The 19,143-nt window shown below is 60.5% G+C and carries 13 protein-coding genes and 2 pseudogenes; 6 read left to right on the top strand and 9 right to left on the bottom strand.

What is annotated here, in order from left to right:
- Positions 1-47 precede the first annotated feature (47 nt).
- Positions 48-806, bottom strand: coding sequence for an SDR family oxidoreductase (locus OKW45_RS34980; RefSeq protein WP_429473445.1), 759 nt, complete (start codon positions 804-806; stop codon positions 48-50).
- A 309-nt stretch (positions 807-1,115) separates the two neighbouring features.
- On the opposite strand from OKW45_RS34980, the gene OKW45_RS34975 reads away from it, so the two are divergent.
- From OKW45_RS34975 to OKW45_RS34955, 5 genes and pseudogenes are all read left to right on the top strand, one after another.
- On the top strand, positions 1,116-2,078 hold the full coding sequence (locus OKW45_RS34975) for a 2-hydroxyacid dehydrogenase (RefSeq protein ID WP_429473444.1): 963 nt from the start codon (positions 1,116-1,118) through the stop codon (positions 2,076-2,078).
- 294 nt (positions 2,079-2,372) lie between these two features.
- Positions 2,373-2,636 carry a hypothetical protein gene (locus OKW45_RS34970; protein ID WP_018422307.1) on the top strand — a complete coding sequence of 88 codons (264 nt, stop codon included), beginning with the start codon at positions 2,373-2,375 and terminating at the stop codon, positions 2,634-2,636.
- Between the two features lie 432 nt (positions 2,637-3,068).
- Complete coding sequence (locus OKW45_RS34965) at positions 3,069-6,692, top strand: AAA family ATPase (protein ID WP_429473442.1); 3,624 nt, start codon at positions 3,069-3,071, stop codon at positions 6,690-6,692.
- 56 nt (positions 6,693-6,748) lie between these two features.
- On the top strand, positions 6,749-7,006 hold the full coding sequence (locus OKW45_RS34960; protein ID WP_026226125.1) for a DUF4242 domain-containing protein: 258 nt from the start codon (positions 6,749-6,751) through the stop codon (positions 7,004-7,006).
- A gap of 844 nt (positions 7,007-7,850) precedes the next feature.
- Positions 7,851-8,225: pseudogene (locus OKW45_RS34955) on the top strand (IS110 family transposase); the annotation flags it as partial.
- Positions 8,226-8,766: 541 nt separating this feature from the next.
- Here OKW45_RS34955 and OKW45_RS34950 read toward each other — a convergent pair.
- From OKW45_RS34950 to OKW45_RS34935, 4 genes are all read right to left on the bottom strand, one after another.
- On the bottom strand, positions 8,767-10,083 hold the full coding sequence (locus tag OKW45_RS34950) for an MFS transporter (protein ID WP_429473440.1): 1,317 nt from the start codon (positions 10,081-10,083) through the stop codon (positions 8,767-8,769).
- Positions 10,084-10,377: 294 nt separating this feature from the next.
- Complete coding sequence (locus OKW45_RS34945) at positions 10,378-11,304, bottom strand: ketopantoate reductase family protein (protein ID WP_429473439.1); 927 nt, start codon at positions 11,302-11,304, stop codon at positions 10,378-10,380.
- A gap of 11 nt (positions 11,305-11,315) precedes the next feature.
- Positions 11,316-12,395, bottom strand: a complete 1,080-nt coding sequence (locus OKW45_RS34940) for an isocitrate/isopropylmalate dehydrogenase family protein (RefSeq protein WP_429473438.1) — start codon at positions 12,393-12,395, stop codon at positions 11,316-11,318.
- Between the two features lie 121 nt (positions 12,396-12,516).
- The gene (locus OKW45_RS34935) at positions 12,517-13,422 is read right to left on the bottom strand and encodes a LysR family transcriptional regulator (protein WP_018422299.1); all 906 of its coding nucleotides are present in this window, start codon (positions 13,420-13,422) and stop codon (positions 12,517-12,519) included.
- A gap of 555 nt (positions 13,423-13,977) precedes the next feature.
- On the opposite strand from OKW45_RS34935, the gene OKW45_RS34930 reads away from it, so the two are divergent.
- The gene (locus tag OKW45_RS34930; RefSeq protein ID WP_429473437.1) at positions 13,978-14,976 is read left to right on the top strand and encodes a class I SAM-dependent methyltransferase; all 999 of its coding nucleotides are present in this window, start codon (positions 13,978-13,980) and stop codon (positions 14,974-14,976) included.
- A 468-nt stretch (positions 14,977-15,444) separates the two neighbouring features.
- Here OKW45_RS34930 and OKW45_RS34925 read toward each other — a convergent pair.
- The 4 genes and pseudogenes from OKW45_RS34925 to OKW45_RS34910 all read right to left on the bottom strand — a co-directional run.
- A pseudogene (locus tag OKW45_RS34925) lies at positions 15,445-15,610 on the bottom strand (MFS transporter); the annotation flags it as partial.
- Between the two features lie 162 nt (positions 15,611-15,772).
- A complete protein-coding gene (locus OKW45_RS34920) occupies positions 15,773-16,693 on the bottom strand; it encodes an ornithine cyclodeaminase family protein (RefSeq protein WP_429473436.1) in 921 nt (306 codons plus the stop codon).
- Between the two features lie 47 nt (positions 16,694-16,740).
- Positions 16,741-17,733, bottom strand: coding sequence for an asparaginase (locus tag OKW45_RS34915; RefSeq protein WP_429401108.1), 993 nt, complete (start codon positions 17,731-17,733; stop codon positions 16,741-16,743).
- 54 nt (positions 17,734-17,787) lie between these two features.
- Positions 17,788-19,038: a D-amino acid dehydrogenase gene (locus OKW45_RS34910; protein ID WP_429474012.1), complete on the bottom strand. Its 1,251-nt coding sequence runs from the start codon at positions 19,036-19,038 to the stop codon at positions 17,788-17,790.
- Positions 19,039-19,143: the final 105 nt, after the last annotated feature.

Here is a 19,143-nt window from a genome sequence, read left to right as displayed (position 1 = left end):
GTCTCCGTAACGTTAGCCTGTTGTTTTTTAGTTGGCTTAAGGGCGATTTATCCGCGGCCGACGAACGGCATGGCGGTCGCCATGATGGTCATGTTGAGAACATTGGCTTCGAGCGGAAGACTGGCCATGTGCACGACTGCATTCGCCACGTGCGTCACATCCATTCTTGCTTCGGGTGCCAGGCGTCCGTCCGCTTGCAGTACGCCGTGGTTCATCCGTTCAGTGAGCGATGTGGCGGCGTTGCCGATGTCGATCGGGCTGCAGGCGATGTTGAATGCGCGTCCGTCCAGCGCGATCGATCTGGTGATGCCAGTCACAGCATGTTTTGTTGCCGTATAGGCAATGGTGTGCGGCCTTGGCGAGTGGGCGGAGATCGATCCGTTGTTGATGATTCGTCCGCCTTGCGGGGACTGTGCCTTCATCAAACGATAAGCGGCGCGAGCGCAGAGGAAAACGCCGGTCAGATTGGTGGCCACGACGTCGTTCCAGAATTCGACTTCGTAGTCTTCCAGAGGGACAGCCCCAGCATTGCGCCCCGCGTTGTTGAACAGCACGTCGAGCCGACCGAATGCCTCCGCAATTCCCGAAAACGCGTGCTCGACCGATGCTGCGTCGCCAACGTCGGCCTGGAATACATCCGCTTCTCCCCCCGCCCTGCCGATTGCTTCCTTTGTTTCCAGCAGCGGCTCGGCTCTGCGCCCGATCAGCGCGACGGCGAATCCTGCGTTAGCAAGTGCGACGGCGGCGGTCCGGCCGATGCCGGCGCCGGCGCCCGTAACGGCTGCGAACTTCTTCGATGCAGACATTTCCTTTCCTCTCGTCAAATCAATTGGACGTGGGAAACAGAGTTGCATTCGCATCAGGGGTTGAGCAATCTTGATTCATTGAATCAACATCCGCGGGCCTTGCGGATGGGGATCGCATCAGGGTTTTCCTGATGCGCGTGTGGCCGCAAGCAAGATTGAAGAGGGACAAGACGGAAACAATTCGCAACGCGCAGGCGCCGCGAACAATAGGGGCGAGTCATCACCGAGGAGTTGATTCATCGAATCAACATTGACGGTCCGGTCAGCGCTTTCGTAGTCTCTCGACGTCTGCCTACCAAAGGAAAAACCATGTCGGAAGATAAACGCACCAGCCTGTTGATTGCGCGAACGGTTCCCACCGCCGTGGCTAATCGCGCTGCGGCCGAATTCCATGCCTTCGTGACGGAGTCCGATATGGACTCGTGGTCTGTCGTCGACTTCTGCAAGAAGCACGACGTGCCGGCCGTACTCATCGGGAAAAAATCCGGCCTGCAAGCGGAACACATTGCCGCACTGCCTTCGACGGTCAAGATTATTGCGAACGCGAGCGCGGGCTTCGATCACATGGACGTAGCGGCGGCCCGTGAAAGGGGAATCGTCGTGACGAACGCGCCCGATGCGTTGACCGAGTGCACAGCCGATTTTTCCATGCTGCTCTTGCTGGCTGCGTGCCGTCGCGCGTCAGAATACGAACGGATCATGCGCAACGGATGGGGCAAATCGTTCGGCATGACCGAGATGCTGGGTATGCGAGTGAATGGCAAGACGCTCGGCATCGTCGGATTTGGGCGTATTGGACGGGCGGTCGCTAAGCGTGCGCAGGGATTCGGCATGCGCGTGATCTACACGGACATGCACCGTGCGGCCCCGTCGCTGGAAAATGGCGCGACCTTCTATGCCACTCTCGACGAAATGCTGCCGCACTGCCAGGTCCTCACGCTGCACGTGCCGGGTGGAAGCGTCCCGCTCATGACCAAAAGAGAGTTTGGACTCCTTCCCGCAGGCGCGATTTTTGTTAACGCGGCGCGTGGCGGACTGGTGGACGAAGATGCGCTTTATGACGCCCTGACGTCGGGTCATCTGTTCAGCGCGGCTCTGGATGTGTATCGGAACGAGCCCAACGTCGACAAGCGGTTTGCTGAGCTCGACAACGTGTTCCTGACGCCCCATATGGCCAGCGCAACGATCGAGACCCGCGACCAGATGGGCTTTACGGCGCTGGACAATATCGCCGCCGTGCTGGAAGGACGGCCCGCCTCGAATCCCGTCTAAGGCTCGCCCTTATCGGGACAGTAAGGTTGCGACGCCGGCTGACCACCCGTCTCCCGATAAACATCGACCAACGGCCGTTGTACACGCCACCGCAAGCAGCCGTTGGTTTCGCACCGGGCCGAAGGGCGGCAGTGGGTCGATCCCGGCCTCTCGTTGCCACTGCGAAAAGCACGCCGCTCGCTCAACATACGCAATCACCGATCCAGGCACGACGCCGATAGCCACCTCGGTCCCGCCGATGCCCGGCCTTTCTGGCCTAAAATATTTCAAAGGAGCATCCGTGCGAGGGGCATCATGAAAGCACTTATCGTTGCTGCGACATTGGCGGCTGGCTGTTCCATCACCTACGCGCAGAATTACCCGCAGGGAGCGCTGGCTGACCAAAGCATGGGGGCCTATAGAGCGCAATTGGAAGCGCAGAAGCAACAGATCGAACTCCAGAACGAACAACTCCAATTACTGAAACAACAGCGCGACCTGGATTTGCTGAGGCAGCAGCGCGAACTGAATTCGCTGAGACAACAGCGCCAATTTGACTTGCTCAGACAGAAGCGCTAGATCGCTGTGAGGCGCGGCACACGCCTCAAGATCCGGCTGAGGCGACTCCCGGGCCAACTACGGCCGTTCGGCCACGCTTGCAGTCGGACATTCGAACGCCGGCTCCGCCCCAAACAGCGGACCTTCACCGCCTACGCTGGCTCGTAGCGTTGTCGGCCATCAAGGTCATTCGAATCTCGGCGAGTACGACCTGCCGCAAATGGCTGGCATTCGAACCCCGGCTTCGCGCCGACCGTGTGGGGAGGCCCCGCATCGATACTCGCAAGGTCGCCACGCGGCGTATGTTCGATGCTCTTACTTAAGCGACACCGCCGCCCGCGCCTAACTTTCCCGTCGCCTAATCAGGCAATCGTTGGAATGCGCGCGAAGTGCATGGACAAGTAGCGTTACGTCGCCGATCATAGTCTCGGACTGTATGCCAGAGATCCAGCAATGACCGACGACATGACAACGTGGCTGGTGCAGATTGGCCTCGGTGGACACGCTGCGAAGTTCGCCTCCGAAGGGATCGATTGGGATGTGCTCGGCGACCTTTCCGATGACGAGTTGAAGGAGCTTGGCCTGACGCTCGGTGACCGCAAGCGGCTGGCGAAAGGGCTCGCTGCACTGACCGACGCCCACGCGCGATCGCTCGGATACGCGAAGGAACGAGGAGAGCGGCCTTCGGTGTCTACGCCCGCAGCCGTCGAGGCCGAGAGACGGCAGCTCACCGTGATGTTCGTCGACCTGATTGATTCGACGGGGCTCGCGGAGCGATTCGATCCCGAGGACATGCGGCGCCTGCTCGGTTTCTATCATCAAGCCTGCGCAAGCGCGATCGAAGCTCATGAAGGTCACATCGCGCTCTACCTCGGTGACGGGCTGCTCGTTTATTTTGGCTATCCGAACGCGCACGAAGACGATGCCGTGCGCGCAGTACTTTCTGCTCTCGCCGTCGTTGCGGCGCTTCGCGAGGCCAACGATCGCATCGAAATTGAGCACGGCGTACGCCTGCAGTTGCGTATCGGTATCGAGACGGGACTTGTCGTCGTCGGGGCAATTGGCGCTGGAGCCACGCTGGATCACCAGGCGATCGTCGGAGAGGCCCCAATCGTCGCCGCAAGGCTGCAGTCGCTCGCCCCGCCCGACGCAATCGTCGTGGGCCCGGCCATGCAACGTTTGATCGAAGGATCGTTCCTGCTCGAAAATCTCGGTTGGCAAGAACTGAAAGGGATTTCGGGTCCGGTTCAGGTCCAGCGCGTGCTGGCGCAAACGGATGCGATCGACCGCTTTAGAGTCAGGGCGGGCCATCGCATGACGCCGCTGATCGGACGGGCCGCGGAACTCGAAATGATCCGGCAGCGCTGGAAGCAGAGCGTTGACGGCGAGATGCGCTGCGTGCTGTTGATCGGCGAGCCGGGAATCGGAAAATCCCGCGTGTTGCGAGCATTCGACGATAGCATCCGTGGAGACACCCATGCGGTCATTTCGCTCCAATGTTCCGCGTACCATCGCAACAGCCCTTTTTGGCCGGTATTACGCTGGCTACGGCGCGTCTTTGGCCTGGCATCCGACGCGCACGGCGCTTCGGATGTCGAACGGCTTGAAGCTGGAATCGCAAGCCTCGGAGTCGATGTGGACGAAGCGGTTCCCGTACTCACAACGTTGCTGGAAATTCCGGCTACCGCGCGCCATCCTGCGATCGACGCCTCATCGCCTTCATTTAAACGACGGACGCTGGACGTGCTCGTCGCCACCGTCGAAAGCTCGACGCGCATTCAGCCGGTGGTCGTCGTTGTAGAGGACGCGCACTGGATCGATCCGTCTTCGCAGGAGTTCGTTCGGCTGCTGCTCGAGCGACTGGTGGCCGCCCCGCTGTTTGTACTGCTCACGGCGCGGCCCGAGTTCGAACCAGGATGGACTTACCCTCATCAGGTAAAGGTCAATCTCGATCGGCTTTCGCGCCGTGATTGCATCGCGATGATCGAACGGCTGACCGATGGAAAGCGGCTTCCGGATCTCGTACTCGATCAGATCGTCTCCAAAACGGACGGCGTGCCGCTTTTCGTCGAAGAGCTTACGAAGACCGTCCTGCAGAGCGATTTGTTGCAGGATGCTGGCATCAGCTACGAGTTGAAAGGAACGCTGCAGACAATTGCGATTCCGGACACGCTGCACGGCTCGTTGCTATCGCAGCTCGACCGGCTCGAGCCAACCGTCAAGGAAACCGCCCAGATCGCAGCCGCAGTGGGGCGGGAGTTCGGCAGAAAGCTGCTTGGCCTGATTACCTCGAAGCGAGAGAACGAACTGCAGGAAACGCTTGACTGCCTGGTCGCAGCCGAAATTATCGTTCCCGCTTCGGGTACGCCAGCGGAGAGAGACGTGTATCTGTTCCGGCACGCGCTGATCCAGGAGATCGCGTACCAATCCCTGTTGCTTGCGAGGCGACGCCAATACCATGCGCTGATCGCCGCCGCTCTGGAAGAACATTATCCGGAAGTCGCGGAGCGGCAGCCCGAACTGATTGCTCAGAATTTGACTGCGGCCGACCTGCCGGATCGTGCAATCGGATATTGGCAGCGTGCGGGAGAACGGGCGCTTTCGGGCGCGGCCTACGAGGAGGCTATCGCTCACGCGCAGCGTGGGCTTGAACTGATAAACCGATGTTCCTGCAGTGATCAGGATCGGGCAGCCCACCAGCTGCCTCTGCTGCTGACAAGAGGAGGAGCGGAGCTCAGGTTGGCCCGCCGCGAGGCGATAGCGACCTTCCGGCAGGCGGCGCAAATTGCCCGCGAGCAGAACCTCCCGTCGTTTCTTGTGCAGGCGGCGTTGGGGTTTGACACCGCCGAGACGTTCCTCGAAGGCTCCGGCAAAGCCTCGCTCTCCTTGCTCGAAGAGGCTCTCGCCTTGATCGGCACCGACGAGTCGGTCGAGCGCTGTCGCCTGTTGAGTCGACTGGTCCGCACCGTTCACATGACAGGTCCACGTGAACAAGCTGACGAACTGGTTTTGGAGACTGTCGCTCTAGCCAGACGCCTGAACGACCTGCCGAGCTTGTTCGACGCATTGGTGTGCGACATGATGCATATCGGAGCCCGCCCTTTGCCCGCGGACAAGTTCGCGGAGCGCGAAGGCGTGTTGCAGGAGTTGAGACAGATTGCAGAAGCTCTCGGTGACGCACACACCATAGGTCACGCATGCGCTCGATGTCTCACCGGCTACCTGGAGATCGGCGAGGTGGAGCGCTTCGAGAGCGCACTGGAAAGGTATCGGCAGATCGCCACCAGTGGGCAGCACTTCGTCGACAAGTGGTGTGTGACGGGTGCGCAGGCGATGCGGGCCATACTCGTCGGGGACTTCGCCCTGGCGGAGCACAAGGCGCGAGAGTCGTTGCAGATGGCGCAGACGGTCGACGCGACACTGGCAACGGGCGTCTATGGCATGCAGATGTTCACGATACGCCGCGAACAAGGCCGGCTTGCCGAGGTAGCGCCGCTCTTCAAGCGGTTCGTCGACGAGCACTCCGAAAACGCTGCGTGGCGGCCGGGGCTCATGTTGATCTGCAGCGATCTCGGCTTCGAATCACAGGCCCGCGACAATCTCGATCGGCTCGCGGAATCGGAATCCAGCATCCCGGTCGACAGTAAGCGGCTCGTTACGTTGACGTATCTGGCGGAAGTTGCTGCGCGACTCCGGGACATTGAGCATGCCGAACAGGTTTATGGACTTCTCCTGCCGTTCAGGGAACAGGTCGTCACCGTTCCTGTTTTTACGCTGTGCTGCGGATCTGCGGCACGGTATCTCGGCATGCTCGCACACGCTCTGGGCGATTGGTCCGCCGCCGAGGAGCATTTCGAATATGGCCTGCGCATGGACGAGCGCTTGCGGGCGTGGCCTTGGCTCGCGCACGGCCGGCACGAATTCGCGCTGATGCTGGCAGCACGCAATCGCAACGAAGATAGAGCACGAGCGCAAGACCTGCTCGCCACGGCGGCCACCGCAGCCAACGAACTGAAGATGTTCGCTCTCGTAGAGCGCATCGGTGGCGCTCGGACAAGCACAGGGCACGGAAACTAGCACACGGCTGCATGTTTCGAAGCGCAGCGATGCAGCCACTACTCAAGGAGGACCCCATGCCACGTTTTATGATTGAACGAAACTTTGCGGAACAGCTGGAGGTCACCGGCGAAAGCGCGGGTGCCGTGAAACGGATCAACGACGAGGAGGGCGTCGAGTGGCTTTTTTCGTTTCTCAGCGCGGACAAGAAGAAGACTTATTGCCTATATGAGGCGCCCAACGCCGAGGCCATCCGCGCTGCGGCACGTCGGGCGAACCTGCCGGCCGATGTGATCATTGAGGTGAGTGACTTGCGGCCAGAAATGTTCAGTTAGAGGGCCAGGCGCGAATAGCACCGTTGTGTCGCGAGGACGATGCAACGACAGGAGCGCCGCCCGCGTCATCGGGCAACAGCAACAACGCTGGACCGAGTGACCCGGGCCATAACAAGAGAGCCCTGACAATTTGCCTTAATGCCCGAAACCGCCGAGTTGAGCCGTCGCGGACCAGGCACCGAAGGGCGGAAAACGCCTCTGACATGCCCGCGGTTGTGCAGGCGCGGATGGCCGTTGTACGGTAAGCATCCGATCTGTACCGTTCCCCCGCCGTGCCTGGAAGATGCAATCATCGGCTGCGACGGACACGAATGACCCACCGTGTCCACAAACAACGGAGAATGGACACGGTGTCTCAGACAGTCGAGCTGCCCGTCAGGCGCCAGAACCGACGGCATCCATTGGAGTGGAGACGATCGGTCGTCGAGCAGACGTTTGAACCCGGGGCCGCAGTCGCCGAGTCGCGCGCGAGAACAACATAAACGCCAATCAGGTGGGTGGGGCGCAAACTGTACGCTCAGGGTCTGCTGGTCGAAGAGGCGCAGGCGCACACCATGTTGCCTGTCGTTGTCGATGTACAGTCCGACCGGACGACAGTTCAGAAGCCGGATGCACCGCACACCCTGCTGCGCCTGCACATGGCAGCATTCAGTAGAATGCAAGCCAGTCGCGGCGGCAGCGCCTGACTCACAACGTCCAGGCCTTAAGCTCGTTGGAGGAATGAGGTGCGAGTCAGCGGATTTCATAGTGGCCCGCAGCGATTCAGGCTGCAACCAGGCTGATGGCATGGACTCCCGCCCCCTTCGGGGCGACACTTACCTCACCAATTCCCGGGAGAACGTCAATGCCTGCACTTACCATTGGTCTGGATATCGCAAAGAACGTGTTTCAAATTCATGGCGTCGATCGCCATGGCAAGACCGTTGTGCAGCGGAAACTTCGCCGAGCTGAGGTGTTGAAGTTCTTCGCAAAACTGGAATGCAGTCTGGTTGGTATCGAGGCCTGTCACGGCTCCCATTTCTGGGCCCGTGAGCTAACCGCGTTGGGACACACGGTCCGCCTGCTGCCGACACAATATGTGAAGCCGTTTCTGGTCGGTGGCAAGAACGACGCGAATGACGCGGCGGCGATTTGCGCAGCAGTGACGCGCTCAGGAATTCACTTCGTTGCGATCAAGAGCGCTGAACAGCAGTCGCTGCAGTCGGTTCATCGCATGCGCTGTGCGACTGCTTTTCTGTCGATGTATCGGCTACACACGACCTCGATGGCAGCAAAAGCACGATCGAGCATCGACGTATCGAACGCTTCTTTTGCAGGAGAAACCGTGCGACCAAAGCGAAAAGCAACCTCGGTTTCAAGCGTCGCACGACTATCGACGCGAAAATTGAGGATGCTGCCCGAAGGTAGGACTCGCGATTGGACCAAGCACCCGGTGGCAGGAGCGTTGATTAACTCGCCGCGCAGTCCGCGCGACGAGGCACCCGCGATTTTCCATCCAATTACTGGTTCGCCGATACGCTCGACAAAAAGCGCCTGTGCCGCGTAGCCGCTATTCAGCGAACTAGGTCTTGATCCGGGCGGCAAGTCTCCAAGCCTCAGCCCGGTCTGCCACGACCATTCCAAGTGGGCCGCGGCGGCGGCGGGATCGAAACGCATCTGTTCCATTCCTTCAACGTGGGCGTGCTCTGTTACACAGTGGACGAATAGCTCGGGGAAAAGGAAGCCCCGCCCTAACGGCGAGGCTGTCGTTCCGAGTTGGCTTAGACGTCCTTGGCTCGAAGTTGGGCCGGGAAGGCCCAGATAGCGATCGCTGCGCAAAGCACGCACAAAGCGACGATCGTGTAGAGCGCAGGAGTTGTGCTTCCGGTCAAATCGCTGATACGGCCGACCATCACAGGGCTGACGATGCCGCCCACTTGCCCGATCGAGTTGATCAGTGCGATACCGCCCGCAGCACCCACACCTGTTACAACCTTAGGCGGGAGTGTCCAGAACGCCGGAATCGTGGTCAGCATGCCCGTACCGAGAACAATCAGGGCGACGACCAGCGCAACCGGGTTCTTCGCGAAGATGCCCGCGCCAAGAAAGCCTACGGCGGCGAGCAGCATGCAACCTGCGAAAACCATTCGACGATTCCCAGAACGATCGCCCAGCTTGCCCATCGTGAGCATCCCGATGCCACCAAACAAGTAGGGGAGGGCTGTGAGTAGACCGATGGTAGAGGGGTCTTTAATTCCCGACGAGCGGATGAGCTGTGGCATCCAGAAGTTCATTCCGTAGGACGCGATCTGAACGAGGAAGTACGCCAGCGCCAGAATTAGGAAGGCCCTCGACTTCAACGCACCGAGAAACGAGTGGCTTTCGGCCTTCTTTGCATCGGCATCGAGTTTCGACCGCAAAAGAATCTTCTCGTCGTCATTGAGCCATTTGGCATCTTCGACACGATCGTCAAAGCGAAAGAGCACCACGAACCCCAGCAGCACACAGGGCAAGCCACCGATCAGAAAGATCCAATGCCATGCGGCCATGCCCATGAAGCCGTCGAAGTGCGAGAGGATGAAGCCCGACAAAGGCGCACCGACGACGCCGGAGAACGCCAGGGCCAGAAAAAGCAGTCCACTGACGCGGCCGCGATGCTTCGCAGGAAACCAGGTCGAAAGGTAATAGAGTACGCCTGGTGCAAAACCCGCTTCCATCGCGCCGATGATAAAGCGAGCAATGTAGAACTGCATCTCGCTCCGAACGAAGACCATGCACGCCGTGGCGATGCCCCACGAGATCATGATGCGCGCGATCCATTTGCGCGGTCCGACGCGAAAGAGAAACAGATTGCTCGGAACTTCGCAGGCAACGTACCCCACTACGAACAGGGCAGCACCCAGGCCGTAGGCAGTATCGCTCAGCGCAAGCTCCTTCTGCAGATGAAATTTCGCAAAGCTGATGTTGATTCGATCAAACCATGCGAACAGATAGCAGATGATGATGAGCGGAATAACGCGAAGTTTGACCTTCAACATTAGCGCTGTCTCGGCATCGCGTATTGCTACGCCGCCTTCCAATGCCTTATTGATTTGCATATGCTGCCCCTTATGTCTCTGGTAAAGGGTAGGTGTCGCGGCGTCGTTTTAACGCTGCGTCCAAAACCGTATGTCCGGGTAAATCCGGCTCAATAGGAACGGCTCAGTTCAACTGCGCAGGGCCGGAATTTTTTTGCATTCTCATTTCCGAGGCGCTGTTCCTGCACGCGACTGATTCGCTATTTGCCTTGGCGGCTCATGATTGTCTCCATTTCGCTTTTAGTATCGGTGCGATGCACCTGTCACCGTCGGACGAAGAACGACACCCGCCCGTTGCCGGGTGGGTGGATTTCATTACCCGGTGAAGTTGGCTTCGCGCGCCTTGATGATCGCGACCACCGTGTCATTGACAGGAGTCGGCACGCCGTACTTCCTGCCTTCGCGGGAAATTGATCCGTTGATCGCTTCGACTTCTCCGCGACGGCCGAGGTTATAGTCGAGCAGCATCGAGGGGCGAGCATTGGGAATCTTGCTGCCAAGCTTGCGAATGTGCTCGATCGGATCGCCCACATCAAGGCGGATGCCAGCGGCCTTCGCCACCGCAATCGCTTCTTCCGCCGCGCCCTTTGCTACACTCCAGGCATTGGGGTTCGCCATCACTTCGCCGATGGTCATTCCCGTTGCGCTCGTGGTGCCCGAGAAAGCGACGTTCATGATCAGCTTTTCCCAAACCATCTGATCAAGGTCTTCGAAGATCGCAACCTTGAAGCCCGACGAGCGCCAGACTTCAGCGGACGCTTCGAGGTCATCACGCGACAGACCACGATAAGCTCCGAAGCGGATCATTTCCATGCCGTTGTGGTGTGCATGACCGGGTGCGCGAATCGATGCTCCGAAGCCTCCTACAACGCCTACCGCGATCCGGTTCTCTCCGAGGATCGTCGCCGCCTTTTCGGCAGAACCCAAACCATTCTGAATGGTTTGAACAACTGTCTTCGGACCGAGGAGTTGTTCCGAGGCACGAGCGGCAGCTTCAACGTCGAACGCCTTCGTCGCGATGATGACGAGATCGCACTCGCCAATACCATCGGTCGTTGTGCTGGCGTGAATCGGCACCGTGCGGTCGCCGCTGGCACCTTCAACACGCAGTCCTTTCTCCTGCATCGCGGCCACGTGATCGGGCCACAGACAGATCGCATGTACTTCGTGGCCGGCGCTCACCATCAGACCAGCATATACGGAGCCCATTGCTCCGCTGCCTACAATCGCTACCTTCGCCATTTTCGTGCTCCTTAGTGGCTAAGCACGGAGACGATCGCCTTCGTGACGCTTTCCGTGTTGCCGTTGCCGCCGATGTCCGGGGTGCGCGGACCGTCGTGCAACACCTTGGCAGTAGCCAGGCGAATCGCCGCAGCAACCTTTTCGCAACGCGGATCGTCATTCTGTTGGGCGATCCATTCGAGCATCATCGCAGCGGACAAGATCGTTGCAACCGGGTTGGCTACGCCCTTGCCGGCGATGTCCGGCGCGCTGCCGTGGCTCGGCTGGAAGATGCCGTGCTTCAGGCTTACGTCGCCCGAGGGTGCGACGCCGAGACCGCCCACCACACCGGCTGCGATTTCCGAGGTGATATCGCCGAAAACGTTCTCAGTCACCACCACGTCATAGCGTTCCGGGTTGGTGACAAACATCATCGAGCCGGCGTCGATGTAAATCCGGGCAGTGCCGATGTCGGGGTGACGTTCCGCGACTTCATCGAACACCTTGCGCAGAAAGGCGTTGCTGCGCAGCACGTTCGACTTGTCCAGCAGCGTGACGTGACCGGGCGTGCCATGTGTCTCGCGACGCTGCCTGGCTTGCTCGAACGCCACTTCAAAGAGTTTTTCGCTGGTGGCGCGAGTGATCGTCAGGCGATCGCTGACAGCTTCATTGCTGGGTTCCTGCTTGTCGTGACGACCAGCGAACAGACCTTCCGTCGTCTCACGGATGACGAGCATGTTCACTTTCTCGGCCTTTACACGCGTCGGCACGCCGGGGAACAGCTCGCAGGGACGCAAGCTCGCGAACAGGCCATAGCGTTCGCGCAGATCGATTTGAGGCGCAATTTCGGTACCGTCATCCTTGCGAACAGTCGGCAAACCCATCGCACCCAGGAGAACAGCGTCTGCCTCGCCGACGGCAACGGCGTCAGCTTCGGCCATCGATTCGCCAGTGCGCTGGTAGAAGTTTGCGCCTGCTTCGTAGGTCGTGTATTTCAGCTCGACGCCTTCGTTCGCAGCCGCCGCCTTCAGGACGCCAACCGCAGCGTCAACCACTTCAGGACCGATACCGTCGCCCGGCAGGAGGGCGATTTCATACTGCGCCTTGCTCATCTTCGTGTCTCCAGATTTAACCGGCGCCGTTGCGGTGCCGTTGGGTCAAATAATGGAGAACGCGGGCTGATCCGTGAATTAGTCTTTCGCTAGCCAGCCGTAACAAACCGTTATGGCTGCCTCACCCCTCACGGCGCGCGGCTGCGCGGGCCTGAAGGTGCACTACAAGGCTCTCGGCCGCTGGCGAGAGGGCTTCGCGGTTACGAATCGCGATGCCGAGGCGACGATGTGCCCAAGGCTCCTCGAGGGGGACTTCGGTGATTCCTAAGCGTTTGACGAAAAGTTTGGTGAGGTTGCGAGGGGCAACCGCAATGCCAAGGCCTGACGAAACCATCAAGCAAAGAGCATCGTAGCCGGTGACCTGTATCCGGAGCCTGAACTCCTTTTGGAGCCGATTGGCGATCTGGGTGAGCTGAGTGTTGATCGCACTCCCAGTACGAAGCCCTACGAAATCCCACGACAGAGTCTCCTCGAACCGAGTATGTCTTCTGCCTGCCAGCGGATGGTCGCGCCGCACCACCACGGCCAACTCGTCTTCCTCATAGGGCAGAGTCTCGACGCTCTCTGCGTGAGGCTCGACAGTGAAGATTCCGACGTCTGCGGCGTTCTCAGCGACTGAACGCAGCGTGACAAGGCTGTTGCGTTCCTCGAGCCGGATCTCGACTGCCGGATGGTCGGTAAGAAAGGTCGCGAGGTCATCGGGCAGGAACTGGGTTATCGCCGAGATATTTGAAAATACTCGCACCTGCCCCCGCGTACCGGAGGCGAAATCCAGCATCTCGCTGTGAATGTCGTCGAGGTAGTTGACGGCGCGACGTGCAAGATTCAGCAAAACATACCCAGCAGCAGTTGGCTCGACGCCTTTATGATGGCGCGTCAACAAGGTGGTTCGCAGTGTTTCTTCGAGCGCGCTGATGCGCTTACTCACGGCCGGCGCGGCGATGTGCTCTCGTTCCGCAGCGGCTGCGATGCTTCCTTCTTCGACCACAGCGATGAAAAAGCTGAGAGAAACGGGATCAAGCTTCATAGGCGGCTCTCTGGCTATTCGTTGCGCGCACTAAATTCATTGCTTCAGCGTCCCTTTGGCATCAGGGGGAGTTTAACTGACCCACTCGTGGCGCCCCCCGGGCGAACGCCCAGTCTATTGATCCCGCGCTGGCCCGATGTCAACGGTGCAATCCCTCAAAAGGGCGCCTCTCCTGGTCGCATTTTGATAGCGCTTGTTCCGGTACTGATGCATCGATTCACCTGGATACTTGGCTGGCCGGTACTAGGGTGGGACTGGTCATTTGGATGTCGGATTGCGGCGGCTGTCAGACGTCGACTTATGGCCGAACCCAGAAATTCGGGTTCCGGCCGAGACTAACGGAGTGCGCCAGCGCCGCGAATTCGGGATTCCGCTGAATGCGAGCAGGCCTGCGGGGTGGCCGCTCGCCCCCGCTCCAATCAGAGGTTCGACACGCAGCCATTATTCGACTAGGCTTATCAGAAGCCCCATGCTGCACAAACGCATTGAAAACCCGCCAAGAAAGATTCGATTCAAACACCTGTTTGCAGGGTATCTCACGATAGGCTACCGACCATGGACGACATCTCTCCGCAGGCCTTCGTCGATGCCGCGATCGCCTATCAGAAGACTGCCGCAGTGAAAGCCGCCGTCGAGCTCGATCTGTTCACCGCGATAGCGGACGAGCACGGCGACGTTAAGCGTATAGCCGAGCGGGTAAAGGCCGCCGAGCGCGGTGTGCGCATGCTCTGCGACTTTCTGACCGTGCACGGGTTTCTGCAGAAGGAAACGGGACAGTACCGGTTGACGCCGTCGACCACCGCATTCCTGACGACTTCCTCGCCGGCCTGGATGGGGAGCATCGTGGATTTCCTGGCGGCTCCTGAAATGACGGCACTGTGGCTGGACGACCCCGCCGCGTTCGTTCGCAACGGAGGAGCCGTGGGGCTGGGCAACATCGCGCCCGAGCATCCCGTCTGGGTGAAGTTTGCGCGTGCGATGGCACCCTTCGTGACACAAACCGCACAGAGCATCGCGCAACACGTGAGTGCGCGGCCTCAGGCACCGAAGCGCGTGCTGGACATTGCAGCCGGGCATGGGCTGTTCGGAATCGCGATCGCCGAAGCGATCCCCGGCGCGGAAATCGTGGCGACCGACTGGCAACCGGTTCTCGAGGTCGCGACGCAGAACGCCGCAGCGGCCGGTGTCAGTTCGCGTTACCGCACGGTCGCCGGCAGTGCGTTCGAAGTCGATTGGGGTACGGATTTCGATCTGGCGCTGGTCACGAACTTCCTGCACCACTTCGATCCGCCAACCTGCGTGGAATTACTCTCGAAAGTCCGCAGGAGCCTCAGTCCTGCAGGGCGAGCGCTCGCGGTGGAATTTGTTCCTGACGAGGATCGCGTGTCGCCACCGTTCGCAGCCGCGTTTTCCTTCATGATGCTTGCGTCCACGCCGCAAGGCGACGCGTACACCGCGCGCGAACTCGAGCAAATGGGCCGCGAAGCCGGTTTTTCCAACGTAACGGTGACGCCGCTGCCACCTTCGCCGCAAGCCCTCGTTGCATTCGAGTAGCGCACACCCCGCGCGCTCCAGGCACCGCATTTCGTAATGGAGACGGCGTTCAGACGATGTCGATGTTGAAGGTTGCGCTGCCGGCCGACCTGACGGTCGACGCCGAGCTGGAGCTCGGCACAGGCGTGGGCGGCTATCTTTCGCCGTCGCGGCCGCCCGACGACGTACGCGTCTTGCTGGCGTACAAAACCTGGTCGATCTTGCTCATCCTGCAGGTCGATGCCGCTCGCAGCCTCGTCGATACCGGAGAACTCTCACTTGCAGTGATCGCCAGAGAGACCGGATTTGGCGATACCGAAAGAATGCGCAGAGCATTCGTCAGGATGCTCGGCCACCCCCTCATTGCTTCACGGGATTTTCAAGAAGGGTTCCGCACCTTGTCCACGGCTCAGTCCCCGCACATGGTTGCGGCGCGATTGGCAGCAAACGTGTACACGGCGATCCGTCAGCGGGCCGCGCAGAATCGTTGCTCGAGCCGAGGAACGTCGCGGCAAGCGCAAGACGCTTGGCGCCGGCACGGACGATCGACCGCGGTTGGCTGCGTGCGGATAACGAGCTCGTCGCACGGGTTCGCTTGCACAGCTACGTTGTGCGCGGTCTTTGGGTCGCTATCGAGAAGATCCGCGTTGGCCAGGCTTGCTCCCGTGCCGGTCCATGGTGACTAGCATAGCAACTGGAGCACGGGACCGCAGGTGCGACCTATTAGCGGGTCTAACGTCAGCAAAGCTGAGGCTATCGCGGCCAGTCATTCACTCACAGTCTCGGCGATTTAATACATGATCTGGAAGGCGTGCTACTACTCTTCGCGGGTCATACGGCGTGTGATCAGGCCGGCTAGCGCAATGTCCGAAAGACCGAAGCCGAGCGACTTAAAAATTGTCACGTCGCCTCGTGCGCGATCCGCAATCTGGGGATTCGTGAGTACCACGCCGAGTTCGACGACGCGGTCCCAGTCGACAACACCCGACGCGGCCATCAGCAGATCGCCCGCTTCGGTACGCGCCTGCTCCAGCGATTCGACGACAAGCGTGCTCGCGCGCGTCAACAGCGCGTCGTCGAGTTCGCGCGCATCGGGTTTGCTCGAACCGATCGCCGCGACGAATGCGCCCGCCTTCACACACGTGCCGTCAAAGAGGGGCGTCGCGCTTCGCGTCGCGGTGACGATCACATCGGCGGCCTGAGCGGCTGCGTGCGCGTGGCTGCCTTCGATCAGTTTGTCGGGGAAATACGCCTGCATTTCCGCAACCGTCTGCGCGACATGGTCGATTCCGGCGATCAGCACGCGCTCGATGCTGGAATTGTCGGCGAGCGCCCGGATATGGGCTCTGGCCTGCCGGCCGGTGCCGAACACCGCGAGCACGCGTGCATCGGGCCGTGCGAGCGCATCGCTGGCGATACGCGTGACTGCGGCGGTGCGGAATTCGGTCAGTGCATCGCCGTGGAGGATCGACATCAATTGTCCGTCTTCGCTCGAGAAGAGCGGAACGACGAAATCGAACCGGCCGCGATGCGTCGAATAGATCTTCGCGCCGCACACACCCGCGCTCGGCAGGATTGCACCCATCGCACTAATCGATACATGCTCGCCCTTCGTTCTGACGCGCGGCTGAACCGATGCGCGGCCCGCGCCGTGTTCGATCAGCGCAAGGCGCAGTTCGGCAATTGCGTCGCGCATGGTGATCAGACGGCGCACATGGTCGTCGGTAATGAAATGCATGATGTTGTGTCGGGTCAGATGAGAGTTGGTCGTCAGGAACGGCGGTTTCAATAGCGCTCGAACGCGGCCTGCAACGTATTCGTGTCGCAGCCTTGCGTGAGTGCCAATGTGAGAAGCAGTCGGGCTTTCTGCGGAACCTGGTCGTCGACGGTCAGCCAGCCATACTCGTCGTCGGGTTGCGCGCCGTTGCGCAGCACGATGCCGTTGCCGGTGCGCGATGCCCGAACCACGTGCACGCCGCGCCGCGCTGCTTCCCGAAGTGTCGTGAGCAGATGGCTGGCGACGTTGCCGTTGCCGGTGCCTACAAAGATCAGCCCGCGCGCATTCGCGGCGATTGACGCGAGCGCATCGGACTCGAGTGCGCCGTATCCGTAGACGATGTCGACTTTGGGCAGGCCGGCAAGCCCGTCGAGCGACCACGGCGTGTCGAGCGTATGCGCGCGCGATGGGCGGCGATAGTAATGCGGCACGCCTTCGATCACATATCCAAGCGCACCATAGGGCGAACGAAACGCTTCGAGCTTGAAGCTGTTGCTCTTCACGACATCGCGCGCAGTGTGTATTTCGCTATTGGCGACGACCAGCGTGCCGATGCCGCTCGACGACGGGTGCGCCGCGACCGCGATTGCATCGTAAAGATTAAGCGCCGCATCGGAACTCATCGCCGACGGTGGGCGCATCGATCCGACTACGACGACCGGTTTTACGCTTTTGAGCGTCAGATGCAGAAAATACGCGGTTTCCTCGATCGTGTCGGTGCCGTGGGTGATCACCACACCGTCCACATCCTGCCGGGCAAGCACATTGGCAACGCGCTTGCCGATTGCGAGCAGATGCTCGTTATTGAAGTTCTCGGAGCCCGTTTGCAGCAACTGCTCCGAGCGCAGATTGGCCAGCGCCAAGGCATGAGGGATGGTATCGAGAACCTCGTCGATGCCAAGCACCGAGCACAGGTAGGCAGACGTGTTGACGGCGGCTTTGGCCCGGCCGGCAATGGTGCCGCCGGTGCCGATTACCAGGATGTTGGGCTTTGCTGTCATGCGGGTTTGATCAGGTAGGGGGAACGCGCTCGCGAAACGCATCGCATCGCGGCATTAATTGGAAAGGGCGAACGTGCGGCGCAGTTCGTGGCCGGTGCTGCTTGCCAGCCAGTCAGCGAGCAGCGCGGCGGAACCCGTCGCGAGCGTGAATCCGAGCGCGCCGTGGCCGACGTTGAGCCACAGGTTGCGGTAACGTGTCGGTCCGACAATCGGCGTGCCGCGTGGGGTAGCCGGGCGTAGGCCGGTCCATTCGCGGGCAGTGACGGACCCGGTCAAATCAGGGAGCAGAGCGGCTGTCTCGGTATGCAGCGTCCCCAGCCGGATGGGATCGGCTTCGAGCGAATAGCCTTCAATGTCGGCAATTCCCGCAACGCGTAATCGATCACCCAGTCGCGCATAAACGACTTTGCGGCTGAAATCCGTGACGCTGAGGCGCGGCGCGACCGTCTCCGGTTGCAGATCGAACGTGAGGCTGTAACCCTTGAGCGGATAGACCGGCACACGGATATGCAGCGCCTTCAGAAGGTGTGCCGCCCCGGCGCCCGACGCGACGACGATATGATCTGTTGCGCGCGGTGCGCCGTTCTGGAGAGCTTCCACGTTGCCGTTCGCGTTGAGTCTCAAAGTGTCTATCGGCGTATTCATCAGCAAGCGAACGCCTCGTTCGCGCAACACGGCCGCGAGGCCTTCGCAGAAGCGCAAACAATCGGCGGTTTCCTCGCTCGGTGTATGAATGCCGCCCTGGAGAAGCGGCTTGACGTGTGAGAGCGCCGGTTCTAGTTCGACGCAGGCGTCAGCGCTCAGCGCCTGCTGTTCACAACCGAGCGCGCGCTGGAATTCGAGCAGACTCAGGGCATTTTGCATGGCGTTCGCGTCACGGTGCACCACGAGCTTGCCCGAGCGAACGAAGTCGAAGTCGAGCGTGGGTTCTGTGCCGATCAGCTCGTGCATGAGCGTTCGACTCAGGAACGAGAGCGACAGCAGACTGCGTGTCGTCAGTTCGCTGCGTTCGCGAGTGCATGCTGAGAGAAATTCGAAGCACCAGCGCCATTGCTCGACGCTCAGCTTGGGCCGCAGACGCACCGGCGAATCGCGCTGCGTCAGCCAGCGCGGCAGCTTCGAGACGACGCCAGGGCCGGCGAGCGGCGCGACATAGCTGTACGACAGTTGGCCGCCGTTGCCGGAACTGGTCTCGCCCGCGACGTCCGCGTGCCGGTCGGCGACCGTCACGTCGTGGCCCGCGCGACTCAGGTAATACGCGCTCGACAAGCCGATGACGCCTGCGCCGACGATCAATATCCGCATGCTGCCGTACTCGCTCTCTGGGGTGATTTGCGTTGGGGCGAGTGCCATGCGATGCATGGTTTGCCCGAAAACTACACTGTACGGTGGCATCGACGCAGAGGAATT

Origin of the sequence: Paraburkholderia lebeckiae (genome assembly GCF_050436225.1) — a bacterium.
Classification (GTDB): domain Bacteria; phylum Pseudomonadota; class Gammaproteobacteria; order Burkholderiales; family Burkholderiaceae; genus Paraburkholderia; species Paraburkholderia tuberum.
Note: the sequence above shows the minus strand (reverse complement) of the source record. Positions and strands in the feature narration are given on the sequence as shown.

Bases quoted from the DNA above. Each gene is read 5' to 3' on its own strand.
- OKW45_RS34980 (WP_429473445.1), bottom strand. From the start codon at position 806: ATGTCTGCATCGAAGAAGTTCGCAGCCGTTACGGGCGCCGGCGCCGGC.
- OKW45_RS34975 (WP_429473444.1), top strand. From the start codon at position 1,116: ATGTCGGAAGATAAACGCACCAGCCTGTTGATTGCGCGAACGGTTCCC.
- OKW45_RS34970 (WP_018422307.1), top strand. From the start codon at position 2,373: ATGAAAGCACTTATCGTTGCTGCGACATTGGCGGCTGGCTGTTCCATC.
- OKW45_RS34965 (WP_429473442.1), top strand. From the start codon at position 3,069: ATGACCGACGACATGACAACGTGGCTGGTGCAGATTGGCCTCGGTGGA.
- OKW45_RS34960 (WP_026226125.1), top strand. From the start codon at position 6,749: ATGCCACGTTTTATGATTGAACGAAACTTTGCGGAACAGCTGGAGGTC.
- OKW45_RS34950 (WP_429473440.1), bottom strand. From the start codon at position 10,083: ATGCAAATCAATAAGGCATTGGAAGGCGGCGTAGCAATACGCGATGCC.
- OKW45_RS34945 (WP_429473439.1), bottom strand. From the start codon at position 11,304: ATGGCGAAGGTAGCGATTGTAGGCAGCGGAGCAATGGGCTCCGTATAT.
- OKW45_RS34940 (WP_429473438.1), bottom strand. From the start codon at position 12,395: ATGAGCAAGGCGCAGTATGAAATCGCCCTCCTGCCGGGCGACGGTATC.
- OKW45_RS34935 (WP_018422299.1), bottom strand. From the start codon at position 13,422: ATGAAGCTTGATCCCGTTTCTCTCAGCTTTTTCATCGCTGTGGTCGAA.
- OKW45_RS34930 (WP_429473437.1), top strand. From the start codon at position 13,978: ATGGACGACATCTCTCCGCAGGCCTTCGTCGATGCCGCGATCGCCTAT.
- OKW45_RS34920 (WP_429473436.1), bottom strand. From the start codon at position 16,693: ATGCATTTCATTACCGACGACCATGTGCGCCGTCTGATCACCATGCGC.
- OKW45_RS34915 (WP_429401108.1), bottom strand. From the start codon at position 17,733: ATGACAGCAAAGCCCAACATCCTGGTAATCGGCACCGGCGGCACCATT.
- OKW45_RS34910 (WP_429474012.1), bottom strand. From the start codon at position 19,038: ATGCGGATATTGATCGTCGGCGCAGGCGTCATCGGCTTGTCGAGCGCG.